20 protein-coding genes and 1 pseudogene are annotated in these 18,096 nt (G+C 68.8%); 15 read left to right on the forward strand and 6 right to left on the reverse strand.

What is annotated here, in order from left to right:
- Nucleotides 1-43: 43 nt before the first annotated feature.
- Nucleotides 44-778, reverse strand: a complete 735-nt coding sequence (locus tag PKD89_RS05125) for a GNAT family N-acetyltransferase (RefSeq protein WP_287376244.1) — start codon at nucleotides 776-778, stop codon at nucleotides 44-46.
- A 107-nt stretch (nucleotides 779-885) separates the two neighbouring features.
- On the opposite strand from PKD89_RS05125, the gene PKD89_RS05130 reads away from it, so the two are divergent.
- On the forward strand, nucleotides 886-1,926 hold the full coding sequence (locus tag PKD89_RS05130; RefSeq protein WP_287376246.1) for a histone deacetylase: 1,041 nt from the start codon (nucleotides 886-888) through the stop codon (nucleotides 1,924-1,926).
- A gap of 55 nt (nucleotides 1,927-1,981) precedes the next feature.
- Complete coding sequence (locus PKD89_RS05135) at nucleotides 1,982-3,364, forward strand: CCA tRNA nucleotidyltransferase (protein WP_287376248.1); 1,383 nt, start codon at nucleotides 1,982-1,984, stop codon at nucleotides 3,362-3,364.
- 81 nt (nucleotides 3,365-3,445) lie between these two features.
- Here the strand turns inward: PKD89_RS05135 and PKD89_RS05140 are convergent, their stop codons facing one another.
- Nucleotides 3,446-4,264, reverse strand: coding sequence for a class I SAM-dependent methyltransferase (locus PKD89_RS05140; RefSeq protein ID WP_287376250.1), 819 nt, complete (start codon nucleotides 4,262-4,264; stop codon nucleotides 3,446-3,448).
- A 72-nt stretch (nucleotides 4,265-4,336) separates the two neighbouring features.
- Here PKD89_RS05140 and PKD89_RS05145 point away from each other — a divergent pair, with 72 nt between their 5' ends.
- Together PKD89_RS05145 and PKD89_RS05150 are read left to right on the forward strand one after the other, a co-directional pair.
- Nucleotides 4,337-4,735, forward strand: a complete 399-nt coding sequence (locus PKD89_RS05145) for a DUF5318 family protein (protein ID WP_287376252.1) — start codon at nucleotides 4,337-4,339, stop codon at nucleotides 4,733-4,735.
- Between the two features lie 138 nt (nucleotides 4,736-4,873).
- Nucleotides 4,874-7,258 (forward strand): transglycosylase domain-containing protein, encoded by a 2,385-nt coding sequence (locus PKD89_RS05150; RefSeq protein ID WP_287394272.1) that lies wholly within the window; start codon nucleotides 4,874-4,876, stop codon nucleotides 7,256-7,258.
- A 6-nt stretch (nucleotides 7,259-7,264) separates the two neighbouring features.
- On the opposite strand, the gene PKD89_RS05155 is transcribed toward PKD89_RS05150, so the two are convergent.
- Nucleotides 7,265-7,456 carry a hypothetical protein gene (locus PKD89_RS05155; protein ID WP_287376257.1) on the reverse strand — a complete coding sequence of 64 codons (192 nt, stop codon included), beginning with the start codon at nucleotides 7,454-7,456 and terminating at the stop codon, nucleotides 7,265-7,267.
- Between the two features lie 87 nt (nucleotides 7,457-7,543).
- Here PKD89_RS05155 and panB point away from each other — a divergent pair, with 87 nt between their 5' ends.
- From panB to PKD89_RS05205, 10 genes and pseudogenes are all read left to right on the forward strand, one after another.
- Nucleotides 7,544-8,407: a 3-methyl-2-oxobutanoate hydroxymethyltransferase gene (panB, locus tag PKD89_RS05160; protein WP_287376260.1), complete on the forward strand. Its 864-nt coding sequence runs from the start codon at nucleotides 7,544-7,546 to the stop codon at nucleotides 8,405-8,407.
- A gap of 190 nt (nucleotides 8,408-8,597) precedes the next feature.
- Complete coding sequence (rpsF, locus tag PKD89_RS05165; RefSeq protein ID WP_287376263.1) at nucleotides 8,598-8,933, forward strand: 30S ribosomal protein S6; 336 nt, start codon at nucleotides 8,598-8,600, stop codon at nucleotides 8,931-8,933.
- An 11-nt stretch (nucleotides 8,934-8,944) separates the two neighbouring features.
- A complete protein-coding gene (gene ssb / locus PKD89_RS05170; protein WP_287376265.1) occupies nucleotides 8,945-9,418 on the forward strand; it encodes a single-stranded DNA-binding protein in 474 nt (157 codons plus the stop codon).
- Nucleotides 9,418-9,663: pseudogene (rpsR, locus tag PKD89_RS05175) on the forward strand (30S ribosomal protein S18); the annotation flags it as partial. The gene ssb and the pseudogene rpsR, both read left to right, overlap by 1 nt.
- 212 nt (nucleotides 9,664-9,875) lie before the next feature.
- Nucleotides 9,876-10,325, forward strand: coding sequence for a 50S ribosomal protein L9 (gene rplI / locus PKD89_RS05180; protein WP_287376270.1), 450 nt, complete (start codon nucleotides 9,876-9,878; stop codon nucleotides 10,323-10,325).
- A gap of 188 nt (nucleotides 10,326-10,513) precedes the next feature.
- Nucleotides 10,514-11,920 carry a replicative DNA helicase gene (dnaB, locus tag PKD89_RS05185; protein ID WP_287376273.1) on the forward strand — a complete coding sequence of 469 codons (1,407 nt, stop codon included), beginning with the start codon at nucleotides 10,514-10,516 and terminating at the stop codon, nucleotides 11,918-11,920.
- 85 nt (nucleotides 11,921-12,005) lie between these two features.
- Nucleotides 12,006-13,583 carry a class I adenylate-forming enzyme family protein gene (locus PKD89_RS05190; protein WP_287376276.1) on the forward strand — a complete coding sequence of 526 codons (1,578 nt, stop codon included), beginning with the start codon at nucleotides 12,006-12,008 and terminating at the stop codon, nucleotides 13,581-13,583.
- Between the two features lie 90 nt (nucleotides 13,584-13,673).
- On the forward strand, nucleotides 13,674-14,066 hold the full coding sequence (locus PKD89_RS05195; RefSeq protein WP_287376278.1) for a hypothetical protein: 393 nt from the start codon (nucleotides 13,674-13,676) through the stop codon (nucleotides 14,064-14,066).
- 136 nt (nucleotides 14,067-14,202) lie between these two features.
- Nucleotides 14,203-14,502 (forward strand): hypothetical protein, encoded by a 300-nt coding sequence (locus PKD89_RS05200; protein WP_287376281.1) that lies wholly within the window; start codon nucleotides 14,203-14,205, stop codon nucleotides 14,500-14,502.
- A gap of 33 nt (nucleotides 14,503-14,535) precedes the next feature.
- Entirely contained in the window at nucleotides 14,536-15,129 is a 594-nt protein-coding gene (locus PKD89_RS05205; protein WP_287376283.1) for a class I SAM-dependent methyltransferase, read from the forward strand.
- Nucleotides 15,130-15,133: 4 nt separating this feature from the next.
- On the opposite strand, the gene PKD89_RS05210 is transcribed toward PKD89_RS05205, so the two are convergent.
- From PKD89_RS05210 to PKD89_RS05220, 3 genes are read right to left on the reverse strand one after another with little or no spacing between them, the layout of a single operon-like run.
- The gene (locus PKD89_RS05210) at nucleotides 15,134-15,682 is read right to left on the reverse strand and encodes a VOC family protein (protein ID WP_287376286.1); all 549 of its coding nucleotides are present in this window, start codon (nucleotides 15,680-15,682) and stop codon (nucleotides 15,134-15,136) included.
- A gap of 9 nt (nucleotides 15,683-15,691) precedes the next feature.
- On the reverse strand, nucleotides 15,692-16,450 hold the full coding sequence (gene aat / locus PKD89_RS05215; RefSeq protein ID WP_287394276.1) for a leucyl/phenylalanyl-tRNA--protein transferase: 759 nt from the start codon (nucleotides 16,448-16,450) through the stop codon (nucleotides 15,692-15,694).
- 23 nt (nucleotides 16,451-16,473) lie between these two features.
- Nucleotides 16,474-17,325: a 3-hydroxyacyl-CoA dehydrogenase family protein gene (locus PKD89_RS05220; RefSeq protein ID WP_289012068.1), complete on the reverse strand. Its 852-nt coding sequence runs from the start codon at nucleotides 17,323-17,325 to the stop codon at nucleotides 16,474-16,476.
- An 84-nt stretch (nucleotides 17,326-17,409) separates the two neighbouring features.
- Here PKD89_RS05220 and PKD89_RS05225 point away from each other — a divergent pair, with 84 nt between their 5' ends.
- Entirely contained in the window at nucleotides 17,410-18,093 is a 684-nt protein-coding gene (locus PKD89_RS05225) for a Type 1 glutamine amidotransferase-like domain-containing protein (RefSeq protein WP_287376292.1), read from the forward strand.
- The last annotated feature ends 3 nt before the right edge of the window (nucleotides 18,094-18,096 follow it).

Consider the following 18,096-nt stretch of genomic DNA (forward strand, 5'->3'; position numbering starts at 1 on the left):
AGGGGGCGTCGGCCGCATGGCCGGGGCACCGCCGGGCCGAGGTTCATCGGCCCGCCGCAGCGTCGTCGGGGCGATCGTCGAGCCACAGGCCCATCACGGTCAACGGCCGCGACCGGCGCTGGAACCCCAGCTTGTCGTACAGCTCGAGGGCGGCGGAGTTCGAGCGCTGAGTGTTGACGAAGGCCACCCCGGCCATGTGCGACTTGGCCCAGGCCAGGCCGTCGACGGTCAGCGCCCGGCCCAGGCCCACTCCCTGGTGGTCCGGGTCGACCGCCAGACGCTGGATGAAGGCTTCGGACCCGGACAGTCCGACCACGCTGTAGGCGATGACCGAGTGGTGATCCCTCACCAGCCGCCCGCGGGCCCGGGGCGTCGCCCCGAAGGCCTCATCGAGGCCGGCCGAGTCCAGCTGCCAGAATTGCTGGAAGGCGCGCTCGTCGACGGCGAGTACCTCGCTGCGGTAGCGGAGACGAAACGAGCGCACCCGGTAGGTCGGCGCAGTCGGCAGGGTGGCCAGGTCGTGGGCGAGCACGATCAGCTCCTCGACCGGCTCGAACCCATGCTGAACGAACGGATGGAGATCGTCGTCGTGGAGGGCGGCGGTCAAGATGCGCTCGAAGCCTCGTTCGGTTGCCTCGGCGACGCATCGACCCACGCCCGTGGTGGTGGGGTGTGCACCGCGGGCATCGATCGACAGGTGGGCGACAACACCCTCGCCACGCCAGGGGGTCACCCGAAAGCGTTCGCCGCGCCAGGCGAGTGTGGAGGATCGAGCCATGGCAGTCGCGAGGTTAGTGCTGGCTCCGCTACGGTGACCGCACCCGAACCCGGGAGGATCGACATGCCATCGCCGAGGCACCTGCGACGCAACCGATGGTTCATGCCGTGACGGTGCTGGTCGTCACCAGCGATCGCTTCGCCGCACACGACACCGGTCGTTGGCACCCGGAGCGTGCCGCCCGCCTGACGGCCACCGCTGCGGCGCTCCGCGATCCGGAGTTTGAGGGCGCCCTGAGGGTGATCGAGCCACGACCGGCGACCGACGCCGAGCTGATGCTGGTTCATAGTGCCGAGCACGTCGGACGCATCCGCGTGCTGGCCAACTCGGGAGGCGGCTCGATCGACGCCGACACGCCGCTGGTGGCGGCGTCGCTGCCAGCAGCGCTCGCCGCAGCGGGCTCTGGGCTGAGCGCGATCGAGACGCTGTCGGCCCAGCCTGCCGGGCCGCCCTCCCCCGAGCTGGACACCGCCTTCTGCGTGGTCCGGCCCCCAGGCCATCACGCCACCGCCACGACGGCGATGGGCTTCTGTCTGTTCAACAACGTGGCCGTGAGTGCAGCGGCGTTGGCAGCGCGCGGCGAGCGGGTGCTGATCGCCGACTTCGATGCCCATCACGGCAACGGCACCCAAGACATCTTCTACGGGCGCGACGACGTGATGATGGTGAGTTGGCACGAGTTCCCTCAGTATCCGGGATCCGGCAGGATCGAGGAGATGGGGGCGGGCCGGGGGCTGGGCACCACGCTCAACATCCCTCTGCCAAGCGGTGCCACCGTCGAGCATTACCTGGCGTCGCTCGAGGGCCCGGTCGGCGCAGCGATCGAGGCGTTTGCCCCCACGTGGGTGCTGATCTCGGCGGGCTACGACGGCCACCGGCGCGACCCCCTTTGCGGGCTGGCGTTGACCGACGCCGACTTCGGGGCACTCACCGGCGCATTGCTCGGCTGGTCGACGCCCGGCAGGCGCATGCTGTTCCTCGAGGGGGGCTACGACCTCGAGGCCCTGCGGGATTCGTTGCGCGCCACGCTCTCGACGATCACCGACGCCGGGCTCCCCCCGGTCGACCGGCCCTCCTGGGGCGGCCCGGGTGCCGAGGTCATCGCCAGCCTCGACGCGGCGCGCCGCCGCCTCGACCTGCCGGCCTGAGGCCCTGCGGCCCCGCCTGTCTGCAGCCCCGACAGCCTCTTGTAGCCTCGCTGCGGTGATCCCGACCCGACTGGCGTCCTTACTGGACAGCCTGCGCCCCCTGGCCGAGCGCTTCAGCGCCCGCGATCATCGCCTGTACCTCGTCGGCGGCTCGGTGCGCGACCTGCTCTTGGGCGGCGACCGCCTGCCCGAGGACCTCGACTTCACGACCGACGCCTCGCCCGAGCAGATCAAGGCGACGCTCGGCGGGTGGGCCGACGCCCTGTGGACCCAGGGCGAACGCTTCGGCACCATCGGGGCGATGGCCGCCGGGGTGACCGTGGAGATCACCACCCACCGGGCCGAGGTGTACCACCCGGAGAGCCGCAAGCCCGAGGTGACCTTCTCGGCCGACGTCGTCGACGATCTGGCCCGGCGCGACTTCACGGTCAACGCGATGGCACTCGAGGTCACCGGCACGGCGCCCGAGCTGATCGACCCCTTCGACGGTGCGGCCGACCTGGCCGCCTCGCGGCTGCGCACCCCGTCCGGGCCTCAGGTGTCCTTCGGGGAGGATCCGCTGCGCATGATGCGGGCGGCGCGCTTCATCGCCTCCCACCACCTGGTGCCCGATGACGACGTCGTCCAGGCGGTGCGCGACATGGCCGAGCGACTGTCGATCGTGTCCCCCGAACGCATCCGCGACGAGCTGAACAAGCTGGTGGTCGTTCCGGACCCCTCGCCCGGCCTGTGGTTTCTTCACGACACCGGTCTGGCCGCCCAGTTCTTTCCCGAGCTGCCGGCGCTGCGCGTCGAGCAGGACCCGATCCACCGCCACAAGGACGTGCTCGCCCACTCGATCGCGGTCGTCGCCAAGACTCAGCCCGAGCTGGTCGTGCGCCTGGCGGCGCTGTTTCACGACGTGGGCAAGCCGGACACCCGATCGTTCTCCTCGGGCAAGGTGAGCTTTCATCACCACGAGGTGGTCGGGGCCCGCATGACCAAGGCCCGCATGCGGTCCTTGAAGTACTCCAACGAGCTGGTGTCCGACGTCAGCCGGCTTGTCTACCTGCACCTGCGGTTCCACACCTACCAGATGGGCTGGACCGATTCGGCGGTGCGTCGCTTCGTGCGCGACGCCGGCCCGCTGCTCGACCGGCTGGTCGATCTCACCCGCTCGGACTGCACAACCCGCAACCAGCGCAAGGCCCAGGAGCTGTCGCGCCGCATGGACGCGCTCGAGGAGCGGATCGAGGTGCTGGCGGTCGAGGAGGAGCTGGCCGCCATCCGTCCGGATCTCGACGGCAAGGCGGTGATCGAGTTGCTCGGCATCGAACCGGGTCCGGTGGTCGGTCGTGCACTCAACCACCTGCTGGAGCTGCGCCTCGACGAGGGTCCCCTCGAACCCGAGCGGGCCGAGGCCGAGCTGCTCAAGTGGTGGGCCGACCAGAACGCCTGACGCCAGGCCCGATACTTCCGTAGTGGGGAGCCCAGAGCGCGCTCTGGCGGTCGTGCGGGCTCCCGAGTTCGGGGTTTGGCGTTATCCGCCGTCCTTGCGGCCCCGGAAGATCACGGTTTCGGGCAGCCAGCGGCGGGCGGGATGAAAGTGCTGGGAGTTGGCCGACCCGGGGACGGGGAAGGGCTCGGCGAGCGTATCGACCCGAAAGTTGGTGCGGGCCAGGGTGGTGAACACTTCGGAGATCGGGTGCAACAGCACCTCGCCCACCTCGCCGGCCACCCGCCAGTTGATCGTGTCCGCCGACGGATACGGGGTGGCGAGGACCGGCCGTTCGTAGTCGTCGGGCTCGGTGAGGTGCGCCACCGGATGAGGCAGCGACACCAGAAACACGCCGTCGGGCCGCAGCACCCGGTGCACCTGGCGAAACACCCGGCTGAGGTCGTGCTCCCGGGCCATCGCGTAGATCGACACGCACAGGTCGACGCTGTCCGCCCGGATGAACGCCAGGTCGGCGAGATCCGCCTGATGGAGTTCCACCCGAACCTCGGCCTCGTCGGCCAGCGCTCGCGTGCGCCGCAGCCGGGCGGTGGAGGGCTCGACCGCAATCACCCGGGCGCCGGCGCGGGCCATGGCGACGGTGCCGGCGCCACCGCCGATGCCCAGCTCGAGCACCCGGCGACCCTTGAGGTTGCCGAGCAGGCGTTGGTGGTTGGCGTGGTCGAGGTCGGGGCCGAGCTCGACCAGGTCGGTCTGCTGGCTCAGGCCGTGGGGAAAGCTGGTCGGCGGTAGCCCGGGGGCGGGCGCGTCAGGGGTCAGCAGCAACGGGCGGGGTCCAAGATTGCCGGCGGAGGGATGGCGGCGGGAGCGACGCAAGGCCGGGCGATTTTCGAGGCTGGACACGCTGCCAGTCTGACCCGCGCACCCCGGTGGTGTGGGCGATGGTGGGGGTCGCCACGGGTAGGTTGTCGGCCCATGGAGCAACTTTGGGCTCAGCTACCCGGGCGCACGACGCCCTCGGGTGAGGTGGATTACCGCATCTCGCGGCAGTCCACCCTGCGGAGCCTGGCCGCTGGTGAAGTCGAGCGCTCCGAGGTGTGCGACGCCCAGCGCGAGCTGATGCGGGTGGCCCTCGGCTGCTCGGAATCGGCCGACGGGGTCTGCCCGGTGTGCTCCTCATCCGACGGCCTGCGCCTGGTGCGCTACGTCTTCGGTCCACGGCTCGGGCCGGGTGGGCGGGCGGTGGCGTCGGCCAGGGAACTCAAGGCGATCGGACGTCGCAAGGGCGAGTTCCGGTGCTACGTCATCGAAGTGTGCACCGCCTGTGCGTGGAACCACCTGCTGCGCACCTTTCTCGTGCCGCAGCTGAGCTGACGGCGTGAACCTGTTGGGTTCACGCCGTCGGCAACCGTCTGCGGGAGGGTGACCGGGCCCGGTTTCTGAGTGTCCGACGGCACATTGATGACGGGTCGGTCCCCGTCGGCCCTGCGCACGGGGCAAAATGGTCCGGTCATGCCCGAAACGCCCCCCACCAAGCGCAGCCTGTTCTGGCGTAGCCGCCGACTCTGGTACTCCGCTGTGGTCGTCATCGTGCTGGGCGCTGGGGGCGTGTGGCGCCTGCTCGACCAGCTGGAACTGCCCGAAACGACGCTGAACCCGCTGGCGAGCACCTCGTTGATCTGCGATGCGTCGGTGCCGGTCGGCGAGTGCGACGCCGACAATGCCGCCGGCCAGATCTTCTCGGGCACCGAGAGCCTTCCGTTGGCCTACGACGACATCCCGCTGGTGGTCAAACAGGCGGTGGTTGCGTCGGAGGATCGGAAGTTCTTCGAGCACCAGGGCCTCGACCCGTTCGGTATCGCCCGCGGCCTGTACCAGAACTCCAAGGGCGGCGGCAGCTTGCAGGGTGGCTCGACGATCACCCAGCAGTACGTGAAGCTGGCCTACCTCGAGAACAAGCGCTCGCTGGTGCGCAAGGTGCAGGAGTCGGTGCTGGCGCTGAAGCTCGAGCGCTCCATGCCCAAGGAGAAGATCCTCGAGAACTACCTCAACAAGGCGTTCTACGGGCGTTCGGCGACCGGAATCGAGGCGGCGGCCCGGGTGTACTTCGACAAGCCGGCGGCCGACCTGTCCGCCTCGGAGGCAGCGTTTCTGGTCGGCCTGGTGCGCAACCCGGCGCGGGCGGAACCGACCGAGCATCAAGAGACAGCGGTGAACGTGCGCAACTCGGTGTTGGCCGCCATGGTCGAGGAGGGCTACCTCCCGCAGTCGACCTACGACACCGAATCCAAGCTGCTCGTCGTCACGACCGACCCCTCGGCAGGGGAGTCCAACGGCAACTCGCCGCGCAACTTCACTATCCCCGACGATCTCAAAGCGGTGGGGTACGAGTACATCCTGGCGCAGGCCCGCACCCAGGCGAAACAGTTGCTCGGCGGCGACGACGCCGCGGCCGACCTGGTCAACGAGGGTGGCGTCCGCATCTACACGACGATCAACCCCGACTGGCAGAAGAAGGCCTACGCGGCGATCTATGGCCGTCTGCCCGACCCTGCGGGCGACCCGGACGGCGCGATGGTGACCCTCGACAAGCTCGGAGCGGTGCGGGTGATGGTCGGTGGTCGCGACTACGCCCGCAGCAACGTCAACCTGGCGATGGGCACCGAGGGCGGCGGTTCGGGCCGTCAGCCGGGATCGACGTTCAAACCAATCGTGCTCGCCGAGTTCATCAAGCAGGGCTACAACCTGGACAGCACCTTCGACGGACCGCCGCGCATCATCGTCCCCGAGGCCAACATCGACGGCACCGACTGGCGCGTGGACAACTACGGCTACGTCGACGCAGGCCGGGTGACGGTGCGGGAGGCCACGAAGAAGTCGATCAACACGATCTACGCCCAGATGATGGAGCAGGTCACCCCCGAGAAGGTGGTCGAGCTGGCCGCCAACCTGGGCCTGGGCGACTTCAACCCCGACCCGTCGCTGGTGCTGGGCACCAGCGAGGTGTCACCGGAGGCCCTGGCGGCCGCCTACCTCACCTTCGACAACGACGGCACCTTCACCGAACCGTTCCTGGTGTCGCACATCGATGGCGCCGACGGAACCGCACTGTGGGATGCGAGCGGGGAAGGCAACATCACCCGGCGATCGGTGATGGACCCGGCGGTGGCCAAGTCGGTGTCGTCGGCACTTCGCGGCGTGGTCGCCCAAGGCTCCGGTCAGAACGCGGCGCTCGCCAACACCCAGGCTGCGGGCAAGACCGGTACGACCCAGGACAGCCGCGACGCATGGTTTGCCGGGTTCACCTGCAACGTCGCCAACGTCGTGTGGATGGGCTACCCCGAGGGTCAGCAGCGCATGACCAACGTCGACGGGGAAAAGTCGGTGACCGGCTCCAACGTGCCCGCCAGGATCTGGCACGACCTGATGAGCCAGATTGCCGACGACGACCCCGGCTGCGACTTTCCGGCGGCCAACGGAGGCCCGAACGTCGTGGTCGGGCCCACCCTCGAGCGGATCCCGATCACCGACGAGAAGGGCGAGTTGGTGCTCGACGACGAGGGTGTCCCTGTGTTCAACCCGGTCCCGTCGGTTCCCGACCGAGACAAGGGCACCTCCGGCACCGGGTCGGCATCGACAGGCGGCGGCACCAGGACCGGCACGAGGACCGGCACTCAAACCGGCAACAAGACCGGCGGCGGAACCTCGACGGGCACCGGTGGATCGAGTGGTACCACCGGGGGCGGGTCGACCGGTTCTTCAGGGTCGGGCCCGACCGCCCCGCCGTCGACAGCGGCACCACCCGAGGGGACCGAGCAGCCTCCGACCGATGGCGGGGCCGGCGATGGCGGTGCCACCACCGGCACCGATGGTGCCGAGTCCCCCGACGTCGGTTAGTTCCCTCTACCTCTGGCCAAGGTGGGGATAGTTGGCCACGCACGAGGCGCACCACGCCTCGATGTCGTCGTCCACACTCGCCGCCTCGAGGTCGTCGGGTGCGTCGGGATCGAGGTACACGCGCCGCACCGGCTCGGTGTCCACGTCGGTCGAGGCGCAGTTCTCGCACTCGGTGATGGGGGCAGGCGTCGTGCTCATCGGGGGGAGGGTACCCCCGAGGTCGCACCCGCACTAGGGTGGGGTATCCGGCCGGCAGCCTTCGGGCGCTGGACCAAAGGAGGAAACATGAGTGATCGTCCGACCGTTCCTCAGATCCGCGCCCGTAAGGTGCGCGACGGCGCCGAACCGTTGGTCATGGTGACCGCCTACGACGCGCCCTCGGCCCGCATCGCCGACGCTGGAGGGGTCGATCTGATCCTCGTCGGCGACTCCCTGGCGATGGTGGCCCTTGGCTACGACGACACCCTGACGGTGACGATCGACGACATGGCCCATCACACCGCAGCGGTCGCACGGGCCAAGCCCGGCGCGCTGATCGTTGGCGACCTGCCCTGGATGAGCTATCACACCGGGCCCCACGATGCCGTCCGCAACGCCGCCACGCTGGTGCGCGCCGGTGCCCAGGCGATCAAGCTGGAAGGTGGTGCCAAGCGGGTACCGGTGATCGATGCCATCGTCGACGCCGAGATCCCGGTGATGGGGCACCTCGGCCTGACACCCCAATCGATGCACGCCATGGGCGGCTTTCGGGTGCAGGCCAAGACCTCCGACGCCGCCATGGCGCTGGTCGAGGAGGCCAAGGCGCTCGAACACGCCGGCTGCTTCTCGATCGTGTTGGAGGGGATCCCCGATGTCGTCGCCAACCTGGTGACCGAATCGGTCAGCGTTCCCACGATCGGTATCGGCGCCGGTGCGGGCACCGACGGCCAGGTGTTGGTGTTCACCGACCTGCTCGGCCTCGACCCCTCGCGCCCACCGAAGTTTGTGCGGCGCTACGCCGAGGGCTACGACCACCTGACCGGTGCCGTCGCCGGGTACGTGGCCGACGTGCGCTCGGGGGCGTTCCCCGCCGACGCGGAGACCTATCACGCCTCGGCTGAGACGACGGAAACGCTGGCGATCTACGGCGGCACCCCCGGGGACTCCTGAGGCGAGCCATCCGAGGGTCGGTCCCCGGTGACCGCGACCCAATGACAGGGCCACCGTCGGCGGTCATGCTGTGTCGATGAGGAACCTGACCTGCGCCCGGTCTACGCTCGTTCGCTTGCGTGATCCCCTGGCCCCGGAGATTCCGGGGTCCGATCGGCCCGATGGGCCGTGGTCCACAGGGAGGTATGAGATGAACCGCGCCTACGAAATGATGGTCATCATCGACACCGATGTTGCCGACGCCGATAACAAGGTGATCGTCGACCGGGTCGAGGCCCTGATCAACGATGCTGGTGGTGAACTGACCAAGACCGACCGGTGGGGTCGGCGTAAGTTCGCCTACCTGATCAACCACAAGGCCGAGGGTTATTATGTCGTCTTCGACTTCACGGCCGATCCGGCCAAGCTCGAGCCGATGGAACGCTACCTTCGACTGCACGACGACGTCGTCCGACACAAGATCTTCCGCCTGCCCGACGCCGAGGCCGAACGCCGGACCTTGGCCGCCGTGGCCGCCGACGACTGAGGAGCACCCCTATGGCGACGAACACCGTCACGATCATCGGAAACATCACGCGCGACCCCGAGTTGCGCTTCACCCCGAGCGGCCAAGCGGTCGCCAACTTCGGGGTGGCCGTCAACCGGCGCTGGCAGAATCGCCAGACCAACGAGTGGGAAGAGGCGACGTCGTTCTTTGACATCGTCGCCTGGGCCCAACTCGGCGAGAACGTCTCGGAGTCCTGCCCGAAGGGCACGCGTGTGATCGTCACCGGTCGCCTGGACCAGCGCAGCTGGGACGGCCCCGAAGGCGATCGCCGCTCCAAGGTGGAGATCGTGGCCGATGAGGTGGCACCCAGCCTGCGCTGGGCATCCGCCGAGATCACCAAGAACGAAAAGCGTAATCCCGGCGACGGTGGGTTCAGCGGAGGAGGAGGCGGCGGCGGTAGCGCTGCGGCCCCGCCCCCTGCAGCACCCCCAGCTGGATACAACTACGACGAGGAGCCCTTCTAATGGCACGCCCACGCCGCCCCAAGCCCAAAGAGTCCACCCGACGCACCAAGAAGAAGGTGTCGATCCTCAACACCGAGAGCATCGACTACGTCGATTGGAAGGACGTCAACCTGCTGCGTCGCTTCCAGTCCGATCGGGCCAAGATCCGTGCCCGTCGGGTCACCGGTAACAATACCCAGCAGCAGCGTCAGATAGCGGTCGCCATCCGCAATGCCCGCGAGATGGCCCTCCTGCCCTACACCAACCGCGTGACCACCCATCGCGGTGGCGGCGGTGGACGCGGCGGCGGTCGCGATCGTGGCGAGCGCGGTGATCGTGGCGACCGCGGTGACCGAGGTGATCGTGGCGAGAGCAGCGATCGCGGTGGCCGGGACGAAGGGTCGTCGGAGGACCGGGACACCGGCACCGGCGACACCGAGGCCCCAGTGGTGGAGACGAGCACCGAGGAAGTGACGTCATGAAGCTGATCCTTCGTGCCGATCTGGCCGACCTGGGCAAGCGCGGCGACCTGGTCGAGGTCGCCGACGGCTACGCCCGCAACTACCTCATTCCCAAGCACCTGGCCATGCCGTCCACCCCCGGCGCGTCGGCTCAGGCCGACTCGATGCGGCGAGCCCGGGACCAGCGCGACGCTGCGGCCCGCGAGCAGGCCGAGGAGATGGCGACCAAGCTGGTCACCGCAGCGATCACGATCACGGCCAAGGCCGGTGCGTCGGGCAAGCTGTTCGGTTCGGTCACCAACGCCGACGTGGCCGACGCGATCGCCGAGCAGACCGGTTACGAGGTCGATCGCAAGGTCATCCACCTCGAGGACCAGCACCTGCGCTCGCTGGGCAGCCACACGGTCACGTTGCAGCCGCACAGCGATGTGTCGTTCCCGGTCAACGTCGAGGTTGTCTCGGCCTGACCGGCAGCCGCCGGTGGCGGGTGGGCCCCGACGGGTCTATCCACACGGCATCCACAGCTGTGATCAACCCGATCATCCACCCATGATTTGGGCAGGTGATCGGGTTGTCGCGTCCACAGGTGATGTGGACAACCGAGCCGACCCTGTGGGCTTCGTTCGTTGTCGGTGGGTGGCACCATGATGGAACGATGACCGCGACCGCTTCGCACTACACGGACGCTCGACCCGGAAACGGGGCGGAGCGCTCCGGACCCTCCGCCGGGCGCGGTGGGCGCCAACCCCCCCACAACCTGGCGGCCGAACGGTCCCTGCTGGGTTCCATGTTGCTCAGCCCGGCGGCGATCGGCGACGCACTGCAGCGCTTGGACGCGTCCGACTTTTACCAGCCAGCGCACAGCCACGTGTTCGACGCCATCGCCGGCCTGTATGCGGCTGGGTCGCCGGTCGACTCGGTGCTGGTCGCCGACCAGCTGACCCGCAACTCGCTGCTGGACAGCATCGGAGGGGTCGGCACGATCATCGAGCTGCAGGGCTCGGCCGCCGCCGTCTCCAACGCCGCCTACTACGCCAAGGTGGTGGAGGAGAACGCCCTGTTGCGGCGCTTGATCGCCACCGCCTCGGAGATCTCCGAGCTGGGCTTCCAGCCGGCCGACGACGTGTCGCAGACGATGGACCGGGCCGAGTCGCTGATCTACCAGGTGGCCCAACGCCGGGTGACCGACACGCTGGTGCCCCTGCGCGACCTGCTCGGCGACACGCTCGACCGCTTCGAGCAGATGTACGAGCAGGCCGGCGCGGTCACCGGCACGCCGACCGGCTTCACCGACCTCGATACCAAGCTCTATGGCCTCCAGCCCGGCGCACTCGTCGTGCTGGGCGCTCGTCCCGCCATGGGCAAGACCGCGCTGGCGTTGGCGATCGCTCGCAACGCTGCGATGTCGGCGGGCAAGTCGGCGGTGTACTTCAGCCTGGAGATGAGCCACCTCGAGCTCACCCAGCGGCTGGTCTCGATGGATGCCCGGGTCGACTCGAGTCACCTGCGCAACGGCAAGGTGTCCGACTCGGACTGGACGCGCATTACCCGGTCGCTGGGACGCCTCGGCGACGCGGACCTGTGGATCGACGACAACGCCAACCTGACCGTCATGGAGCTGCGGGCCAAGGCCCGCCGCCTGAAGTCGGAGCTGGGCGGCTCGCTCGGGCTGATCGTCGTCGACTACCTCCAGCTGATGAGCGGGCCCGGTCGGGCGGAGAACCGCCAGACCGAGATCGCCGAGATCAGCCGTGGGCTGAAGGTGCTGGCCCGCGAGATCGATACGCCGGTGTTGGCGCTGTCCCAGCTATCGCGTTCGCTCGAGCAGCGGGCGGACAAGCGGCCGATGCTGTCCGACCTGCGCGAGTCCGGCTCGATCGAGCAGGACGCCGACGTCGTCTTGTTCCTATACCGCGACGAGGTTTACAACCCCGACACGCCCGATGCCGGGCTGGCCGAGGTGAACATCTCCAAGCACCGCGCCGGGCCCACCGGCACCTGCCGACTGGTCTTCCTGCCCCACCACACGCTGTTTGAGAACGAGGCTCGCGAGGAGCACTGAGCTCACTCCCGCTGAGCCCAGCAGCTGAGCAACTACTCTCACCCCCAGTCGATTCGGGGCGCTGGCGCCTCGCAAAGGGGACAGCGTGAGCACACCGGAAACCGCCGCAACGATCTGGGAGCTCGTCGAGGCCAGGGCGGTGGCGTCGCCCGACGCCATCGCCCTGATCGACGAATCCGACACCCGGATCAGCTGTGCCGAGCTGCGCGATGAGGCGCTGCGCACGGCCGCCGGGCTGGCCGAGATGGGCGTCGGCGAGAACACGCCGGTCACCTGGCAGCTGCCGACGACGATCGACGCCATCGTCATCTCGCTGGCGCTCGCCCGGCTGGGTGCGCTGCAGAACCCGATCCTGCATATCTATCGGGAGCGGGAGCTGGGCGTGGCGATCCGTCGCACGCGGCCCGAGCTGGTGATCGTGCCCGGCGAATGGATGGGCACCGACTTCGCCGCCATGGCCGCAGGCGTCATCGACTCGCTCGACGGCGCCGTTCCGGAGGTGCTCAACCTCGCCGATGGCCGCCCCAGCGGCGACCCGGCCACCCTCAGCCCGTTCGTGGCCCCGGCCGATCCGGCGACCACCGTGCGCTGGATCTACTACACCTCGGGCACCACGTCGGAGCCCAAGGGCGTGCGCCACACCGATGCCACGCTGCTCGCCGGCGGTCGTGGCCTGGCCGCAGCGGTCGACCTCGGCCCCGATGACGTTGGGTCGATGGCCTTTCCCTATGCCCACATCGCCGGGCCCGACTACCTGATCATGTGCCTGCACTCCGGGTTTCCGGTCGTGCTCATCGAGGCCTTCAACCCGCCGAAGGCGGTCGAGACCTACAACCGCTTCGGCGTGACGATGATCGGCGGATCGACCGCGTTCTACCAGATGTTCCTGGCCGAGCAGGCCAAGACCCCGGGCGAGAAGTTCATCCCCACGCTCAAGTTGATCTCGGGCGGCGGGGCGCCCAAGCCGCCCGAGCTCGCCGCCCGCATCCGCGACGAGATCGGCGTGCCGGTGTGCCACGGCTACGGCATGACCGAGGTGCCGATGATCTCCCAGGGGTCACCACGCGACACCGAGGAGCAGCTGGCCAACACCGAGGGGGCGCCGGTGCCCGGCTGCGAGGTCCGCATCGTGACCGAGGGCGGCGACGTGGCGCCCGCCGGCGCCGAGGGCGAGGTTCGCCTGAAGGGCCCGATGGTGTGCCTCGGCTACACCGACGACGAGGCCACCGCAGCCGCGTTCGACGACGATGGCTGGTTCCGTACCGGCGACCTGGGTGTGCTGCGACCCGACGGACATCTGGCCCTCACCGGCCGCCTCAAGGACGTGATCATCCGCAAAGGTGAGAACATTTCGGCCAAGGAGGTTGAGGACCTGCTGTTCACCCATCCCAAGGTGGGCGACGTCGCCGTGATCGGGCTGCCCGACGAGGATCGGGGGGAGCGGGTGGCGGCGATCGTCGAGCGGGCCGACGGCACCGACGACCTCACCTTTGCCGAGATGTCGGCACATTTGAACGCCGCCGGGCTGATGACCCGCAAGATCCCCGAGCAACTCGAGGTGATCGACGCGCTGCCCCGCAACGAGACCCTGCGCAAGGTGCTGAAGTTCAAGCTGCGTGAGGCGTACGCCAAGGAGCCCTGGACCCCCGCACGTCGCCAGTAGTTGCGAGTTGGCGAGGGTCGCGCTCCCCGTTGCCGCCCCGAGACGCGCTTTCTACCCTGGCCATGAGCAGGCGATGGATGGCGGGAAGACATGGCGTTGACAGAACCAAATCGCTCGGTAGTGTTTCGAGGGCTGAGCAATCTGCTGGAGAGTGAGGAGGCGGCGGTCGAGATGATGTCATGTCTTCCTTCAACCGCAGCGTCCGAACCGGCGACGAAGGCGGACCTCGACGAGCAGTCGGTCGAGGTGGAGAAGCGGTTTGTCGAGGTGGACAAGCGGTTTGTCGAGGTCGATAAGCGGTTTGTCGAGCTGACCGCGGCGATGCAGGTGGGGTTCGCAGATCAGAACCTGAAGCTCGCCAACATGGAGACTCGGTTGATGGCGCACGTACACGCCGAGGTTCAAAGCTCGATGCACTGGACCATCGGGGTCGTGATCAGCTTCGCCGTCGTTCTTGTGGGGGCTTTGGCGTTGTTCGTCTGACGACGCCGATTCCTCGGGTTGTCCGGTCACACTCGACGCACGTGCCGGTGTCGTCCCTGGGTTCAGACGAACCCCATGGGAATCAGCCAGCGGGAGGCGCGTCGGCGGCGGGGCGCAGCGTCGGTAGTTTCGCGATGTGCTCTGCGACATCACTGGATCGGTCGATACTGCGTCGGTCACCGACGACGAACTGGTCGCGCAGGCGATCGCCGCCGATCCGACCGACGAACTGCCCGACGACGCGGTCAGCTTTGACGAGCTGACCGGCGTCGTTGACCACGAGCTACTGCCCGATTGGTACATGCCCCGGCCCGGGCCCAGAGCCCGGATCATCGACGGGTGGCGCCGTCGGCTGGTGGTGGCGGTGGTCGGCAGCATCGTGCTGGTCGACGCCGCCGGGTTCTGTGTGATCTACGGTCGCATCACGATCGGCTGACCGCGTCGATCGCCGAGTGGGATGGATCATGCGATGAGTTCTCGTTGGAACGACACCGACGCGCCGCGGGGGGCCGAGTACGACGCTCGCTTCGCCGTCCTGGCCGCAGCCGGCGAGGACGTCCATGGCGAAGCGACCTTCGTGGCCGGGTTCCAGCCGCGCAGCGTGCTCGATGCCGGGTGTGGAACCGGCCGGGTGGCGATCGAGCTGCGCCGTCGCGGCATCGAGACGGTGGGCGTGGACGCCGACAGCGGAATGCTGACGGCTGCTCTCGAGGGCGACCCCGATGGCGAGTGGCACCTGGGCGATGTGTCAACGATGAGCTTCGATGACGGCTTCGGGGCCCTGCGGCGCTTCGACGTGGTGGTGGCCGCCGGCAACGTGATGATCTTCCTCGCCCCGGGCACCGAGGCGGCCACCGTCGCCAACCTGGCGGCGCACCTCACGCCCGGCGGGGCACTGATCTGTGGCTTCCAGCTCAAGCCCGACCGCTACTCGCTCAACCGCTTCGAGGCCGATTGTGAGGCGGCCGGTCTGGAGCCGGTCGAACGCTGGAGCACCTGGGACCGCCAGAGCTTCGACCCGGGCGGCGACTACGTGGTCGCCGTGCACCGCCAACCCCGCTGAGGGCTCAGCCCACCGTGGCCGGGTCGGCCGCCGAATAGCTCACCAGGTCGGGCAGCGCGTCGAACTCGGGCTGCTCGGCCAGACGGTCGGCCTCTGCCCGGGTGGCCTCCTCGTCGGTGAAGGAGCGCACGTCGAGGCACCACTCGACCAGGATGCCGTTGGGATCGTGGGCGTACACGCTGCGACAGAACTCGTGGTCGAGTTCGACCACTTCGAGGCCTGCGGCGACCATCGCATCGCGCCTGGCGGCGAAGCGGGCCTCGTCGATGGCGTCGAAGGCCAGGTGGTTCACCCAGTCGGGCAGGCCCAGGTCGGTCGACACGGCCGTCTTGGGCGGGTCCATGCCGGGGACGTGCAGGTCCCAAAAGGCGATCATGCCCGGACTGCCCGGGTGGCTGTCGCGGGCGGTTGCGTAGAACAGGTGCTTGGCCCAGCCGCCAACCGGCGTCGGCGCCGAGACCGTCTTCACCAGGGAGAACCCCATCACCTCGGTGTAGAAGCGGTGGGTGGCGTCCAGGTCGGCGGTGGCGTAGGCGACGTGGTGTACTCCCATCGGTCCAGCCTACCGATGACGACCTCGCTTGGCTCGGGAACGAGCCAACTCGGTGAATCCGGCGGGGTCGCCCGCCCAGCGGGCGAAGTCCGGACCGGTGGCGCCGATCAGGTCGGGAAGGCCGTCGAGGTAGCGCTCACGATCCCACTCCTCGATGCCCAGGGAGGCCAGATGCGGCGTGACCCACTGGGTGTCGATCAGGGTGGTGCCCGGCTCGCTGTCGGCCATGAGGAGGGCCGTCAGCCCGACCAGCGCCACCTTGGAGCCGTCCCTGGCGGTGTGGAACATCGATTCGCCGGCGAACAGCGCCCCCAGCGAGAGGCCGTAGACGCCGCCGACCAGCTCGTCGTCGCCGTTCCGCACTTCGACGCTGTGGGCCAGACCCGACCGGTGCAGGCGAACGTAGGCCTCGAGGATCTCGTCGCTGATCCAGCGGCCGCGCCGCGCCGGATCGGCACACCCTGCGATCACCGCCTCGAAGTCGGCGTCGACGCTCAGGTGGTAGCGGCGGGTCGATTTGGCCAACGAGTGGGAGATGTCCAGCGCCTCGGGCCTCAACACGCCGCGTTGCTGCGGTGAGAACCACCCGATTCGGGGCCCACCGTTGGCGCGGCGCAGGCGCACGCGCTCGAGTGGGCCGCTCATCGGCATGGGGAAGTACCCGGCGGCGTAGGCGGCGATCAGCGTCTGGGGCGCCAGGTCGGCGCCGAACGCCACCAGGTCGTCCGCGTCGGGGTCGGGTCGGGGGAAGCTCCAGGTGGTCTCCACTCCGGCCCGCCGCCCGTCGCTCGCTACTTGCTGTAGTCGTAGAAGCCCTGGCCGGACTTCCGACCCAGGTAGCCGGCGGTCACCATGCGGCGCAGCAGCGGCACCGCCCGGTAGTGGTGGTCGCCGAACTCGTCGTAGAGGGCGTCGAGGATGGCCACCGAGGTGTCGAGGCCGACCAGGTCGAGCAGGGCGAGGGGACCCATCGGGAAGTTGCAGCCGCCCATCATCGCCTGGTCGATGTGCTCGCGGCTGGCGGTGCCGTTCTCCAGCATGCGAACGGCGTTGTTGAGATACGGGAACAACAGGTGGTTGACGATGAACCCGGCCCGGTCGGCCACCTTCACCGGATCCTTGCCACACTTGGTGGCGAAGGCAACGGCGGCCTCGATCGTCTCGTCGCTGGCCGTCATCGGCGTCACGATCTCGACCAGCTTCATCGCCGAGGCCGGGTTGAAGAAATGGATGCCGCACACCTTGTCGGGGCGCCCGGTGGCCACCGCCATCTCGGTGACCGCCAGGGTGGAGGTGTTGGTGGCGAGGATCGTGTCCGGTCCGCACACCTGATCGAGCTCGGCGAACAGGGCGGTCTTGGTGGCGAGGTCCTCGACGACCGATTCGATCACCAGTCCGCAGTCGGCGACCTGGGACAGGTCGTCGGTGGCGGTCACGCGGGCCAGGATGGCTGCGTGCTCCTCCTCTGAGAGGCGGCCCTTGCTGACCGCCCGGGCCAGGCTGGAGTCCATCTTGGCCAGCGTGGCGTCGGCGCTCTCCTGCTTCCGGGAGCGCAGCACCACCTCGTAGCCGGCCCGGCTCGCCACCTCGGCGATGCCCGAGCCCATGATTCCCGATCCGATAATGCCCACGCGTGTCGTCATGGCGCCGGAGGGTACAGACCAAACGCCATCGCGTGCCACGCTGGGCGATGTGGGACCATCTCGGTCCATGGTGAAGGAGCTGACATGAGCGGAACGCTGGCGCTGTTGGGCGGGGCCGAATGGACCGAGGGGGTCACCCTGGATGCCCGGCTGGCCGCGGAATCCTCGGCCACCGAGGTGGTCGTCCTGCCGACGGCGACCGCCTATGAAAACCCCGGTGCCCGCGTCGAAGCGGCCCGGCGGGCGTTCGAGCCGCTCGGGCTCTCGGTCACGGTCCTTCCGGTGTACAAGCGGGCCCAGGCGATGGAGCCCGAATGGGCCGACCTGGCGGCCGGGGCCTCGTGGCTGTACCTGAGCGGCGGGTCGCCGATGCACCTGCGCTCGGTGCTCCTCGACACACCGCTCTGGGACGGCATCACCGAGGCCTTCGAGCGCGGGGCGACGCTGGTCGGCGCTGGTGAGGCGGCATCGGTGTTCTGCGATGCGTTGCCCGACCCTCGGGGCGGCGCGTTCACCGTGGGCCTCGACATGATCGACACGCTGACCGTGCTGCCCCGCTACGAGCGGTGGTCCGAGGACACGTTGCATCGCACGGTGTCGCTGGCACCCGCCGGGCTGCCGGTGGTCGGGCTCGACGCCAAGACGGCGCTGCTGCGATCGCCCGACGGTACCTGGAGCGCCGAGGGCCCGGGCAGGGTCGCCGTGTTTATCGACGGCCACCGGGCCGAGGTGTCCGATCTACCCTCCGAGCTGCGCCGAGCCTCGTAGGTT

It is taken from the genome of Candidatus Neomicrothrix sp., from assembly GCF_035329545.1.
Classification (GTDB): domain Bacteria; phylum Actinomycetota; class Acidimicrobiia; order Acidimicrobiales; family Microtrichaceae; genus Microthrix; species Microthrix subdominans.